A 3,970-nucleotide genomic window follows, 5' to 3' on the forward strand; every position below is an offset into this window, starting at 1 on the left:
CGGGCCTTCCCCGTTCTGGTCAACCTGCGTTGCCGTCACGTCTCCGTCTGGCTGCACCGTCGAAGAACTGGCGGCGTAGTTGCCATCTGCATCCACGAGGACAGTCACCACCTCACCATTCGGGAAAGTCAGCGTGACCGTCGCGCCGGGCTCTCCGGTACCAGTCACACCCAGCGTGCCATCCGCATTCCCGGCACCGGCCTCCACCGTCGGTGCGAGCGGCCCCATCGAGTCATCAAAATGGTCCCTGGCCTCGGCACTCGGGCCTTCCCCGTTCTGGTCAACCTGCGTTGCCGTCACGTCTCCGTCTGGCTGCGGCGTCGAAGAACTTGCGACGTAGTTTCCGTACACATCAACGAGCGCTGTGACGACCTCACCATTCGGGAAAGTCAGCGTGACCGTCGCGCCGGGCACTCCAGTACCAGTCACACCCAGCGTGCCGTCTGCATTGCCTGTGCCGACCACCACCGTTGGGGCCAATAGCCCCCCTTTTCCGCCGTGCATAAGAGCGGCCGCCATTGAAGCGCCCGCAGCACCCAAACCAATTGCAGTGAGGCCAGCCCCAGCGAACCCGCCTAATCCAACGGGCGATAGAGTCATTTGAAGTTGATCGGTTCCGGTAAGATTCGTCAGCTCCCATCCTGCGGCATCGCCATCCGCAAAATAGATCGCTAAATGTTCAGGCGTTGTGAAATAATTCTCGACACGCACCATTTCGCCATTCTTCAGATGGATCAGCAGATCGTCACCAATGCGTTCCACACGTTCAATATCCGACCTGTTTGCCGCTATGGTTATCGATCCAGCGCCGGTAAACTTGACCAGACTTTCCTCCCCAACATGCGTAAACGATACAACATCGGGCGTATGGGTTTCGACAAGCATTGGGACCTCGCAGGTTTGGATACACTACCTATGGGGGTAGCATCTATTTGGGACTCCCGCAATCTGATGCGTCAATTGGACCGAAAATAATTTTTTCATGTTTGTAGTTCGACATGACGCCGACAGACGAAAGCTAAATCTTGTCAGCTTTCGCAATGCGTAACTCATTCGGCAACACGACACTGACACCCCCAGAGGCGGCCTTCAGTTCCGCCAGGATTGCCCCGTTGGCGATCTGTCCTCTGATTGCGTGGCTTGATGTGCAAAGGTGCTTCCGTTAGCGCCGAGATCAGCCGCCCTGGCACAGGATCACCGGCCTGATGTGGCGCCAAACCTGCTCGACCAGATCCCCGCGGGCGCGCCCATTGGCACCGTAACCACTGACGAAGCCTATGACAGGCGCCGTTGCGACTCCGCCATCATCGAGCGTGATGCCGTTCCTATCATCCCGATCCGCAAGAACGGGCGGGCGTGGAAGGAAGACTGCCCAGCAGAAAGGTTTCGAAACGAGGCCCTGCGCGCCACCCGACGTTATGGCCGGGCGTTCTGGAAACAGTCGTCCGAATACCGCGCCCGGCAGCCGGATCGTGGCAAACCCTCTCGTGTTTTGCTTGCAAACCACTGCCAGACAACGGATGCGCTGCCGCTAGGGCTTTGAGGAACGCATCGCCGCGCGCGACCCCAACCGACAGACCGCCGAAACAACATCGCCCTCGCAACCACCGAAATCGCCCGCGTGGCCTGAACCCGGCGAGGAAAGAGCAAGTCACGCCTCAAGCGTGAGTTCTTCAACAATGTCGAACCGAGCGTTCAATCAACCAGCCATAAGTGTCGTTAAAAGCGCGTATATCGCGTGAGTTTAGCGTAGAGAGATGTATCTTCGAGTTATTGAAATCAATATTCGTGGACGACCGCGTAGCAAAAGGAAAGCGCATTGCGAACGGCGCTTCCACCAAAAAATTCACATAGGCTGTCGACTTAATCTGAAAATCAGGGTGCATCTCAATGTCTTTTTCCCCGACGATCATCTTGCCGTAGTCCGAGCGGCTTTCCGGAAGCAAGACATCAATCGGGTAATTCCGTGCCGCCCAATCATCTGCTGCGACGATTTTGGCACCCTGCGCGCCCAGTTCCGCGATTGATGAACCGTTCCAACACAAAAACACATCAACAACCCCAACCAATCGCTGAAGGCTCAGCCCGTGATGAGGAAGCACAATAACGTTCTCGCCCATTTCCTCATGGATCAGATCCAGAAAGCCTTCATTCCCGCCATTGGCAATCGCCATGTTCTTTTCATGCGGGTGCGGCTTTACAAGCAGAATCCCGTCGGTTTCCCGAAAAAGGGAAACTGTGTGGTTAAGCCAATCCTTCATTGACGAATGGCCCGGCCCTCCTTGCGACGGCACCGCAAGATCATAAGGAATCTTACCCAAAGCGCAGAAGATCTTCCTCTTGCCCTGATGTGATTTTATCTTTTCAAGCAATTCATAGGTTTCCGCCGTAAGGGACCCTGCTCGCTCGACGCCAACAAGCTCCAATGCCTGCGCCTTGTAGAAATCCCGCTTGGATTGGAAGACATCGGCAAACCACGCTTCGAAATCCTGTTTCAACCCGAAGGCCGGCAGCGTAGGCTCTTTGAAGATCGTGTTGTTTTGCAGCACGACAGTTGAAAGCGGGGCCCCAGAGACATTGGTTTTCCATGCTTCGTAACTGCTGCTTATTGTAATGTGATTGATATGATCCGGATGCGCATCCGCAAAAACCTTCATTGCAAAATAGGGGGCAAAATGGGATTGCAGGCTAAAGAGTGTCACCGTGGTCTGCGTAAGTTCGCAATACGCAAGAACATCTTTCAGAACAAAGATCAAACGGTCCATTTGCTTGATCCATGTGTTCACGTACCGGATCGTCGAGGGCAGGCTCCAATCAATGGTGAAAATCTTCAGAACGCGACCGACGCGCTCATAGAGACCTTGGAAATAGTTGACCCCATCACAGATCAAATTCCCATTTTCCAGGTCAATGGTCCAGTCGTTCAAAAGTTCTGCCGCGGTGTCATGGTCACCGATAATATCCCGAAAGTCGGGTGACAACGTCGCGGTATGTGGCCAGATCGGCACCACAGGATTCACAAACGGATCGTCCGCGAGATTATAGGCAATAAAGCCGAGTTCGGCGAATTTGGGAAGCATCGGCACAATGAACGACGGCAATACCCGATCTTGGTCAAAGGCAAAGAGCAAAACCTTCTTTGTTTCTTCGGGCTCGGGAAGTTTGATCATCTCTGCTTTGTAAAGATGGTTGACTGCTTTTTGGTACTGCAACGCTACTTCCAACTCGGCACGAATACGCTTTGCATCGCAAAGGCGGGCAATTATGTTCGGTTGGGCACGCAGACTCGCCTCACCGACATCGGTAGAGTCAATGAGCTTATCCAGACGCGCGCAAAACATTTGGAGGTTTCGTGCATTGACATAGCTTCGAACGCCGATAACCAATTGGCCGAGAGTGTTGAGCGTCCGCTTGGGATCAAGAAAGGTCTTCTCAAATTCGTCCAGCTTTTCGGTATAACTCTTGGACGCTTGTACCGTGGGAGTATCACTGTCGGCGCTACCGATGTGAACAGGTTGCAAATTTTTGAAGGCACGATCCATTGGAGGAAACACATGTTTCCTCAGATTCGATAGCTTTGGGAATATATCGAACGCATCCATCAAGGTTATCGGTCTGCTATGAAAGAAGTCATGCGCTTCGGCAACGGCGTCCAACCCCAGTTTTTGCAAATTTTTGCATTGTGGTGTATATGGAATTCCCGCAGGAGAGTTGATTCCGATCATCAATGGTGGGCGTGCTGAGAGAAAGTCTTCCAGACCATCATTGCAAGATTCGTATAGGTTGAATGCGACGCAGAAACGAATTATTGAATTGAAGGAAATTGAAATTTGCGCGAAAAATCGGTGTTCGTGTTCGTCATCTACCCTTGCCCATTCAGCTGCATCATTTACTTTCCATCCCAATTTTGTTTCAGCCAAAAGCACAATGTCTTTCAGAATGCTGATTGTTTCGTTGAAGATCTCTGGGT

The 3,970-nt window shown here is 52.9% G+C and carries 2 protein-coding genes and 1 pseudogene; 1 reads left to right on the top strand and 2 read right to left on the bottom strand.

Annotation, left to right across the window (positions count from 1 at the left end):
- On the bottom strand, positions 1 to 885 hold an 885-nt coding region (locus tag L0H65_RS15855), incomplete at its 3' end, for an Ig-like domain-containing protein (protein WP_301460071.1).
- A 322-nt stretch (positions 886 to 1,207) separates the two neighbouring features.
- Between L0H65_RS15855 and L0H65_RS15860 the strand changes: the two are divergent.
- Positions 1,208 to 1,532, top strand: a pseudogene (locus tag L0H65_RS15860) (IS5/IS1182 family transposase); the annotation flags it as partial.
- Between the two features lie 141 nt (positions 1,533 to 1,673).
- Here the strand turns inward: L0H65_RS15860 and L0H65_RS15865 are convergent.
- Positions 1,674 to 3,970, bottom strand: a 2,297-nt coding sequence (locus tag L0H65_RS15865) for a hypothetical protein (RefSeq protein ID WP_301460072.1), incomplete at its 5' end; no start/stop codon positions are given.

It is taken from the genome of Pseudorhodobacter sp. (assembly GCF_030452865.1).
GTDB lineage: Bacteria > Pseudomonadota > Alphaproteobacteria > Rhodobacterales > Rhodobacteraceae > Pseudorhodobacter.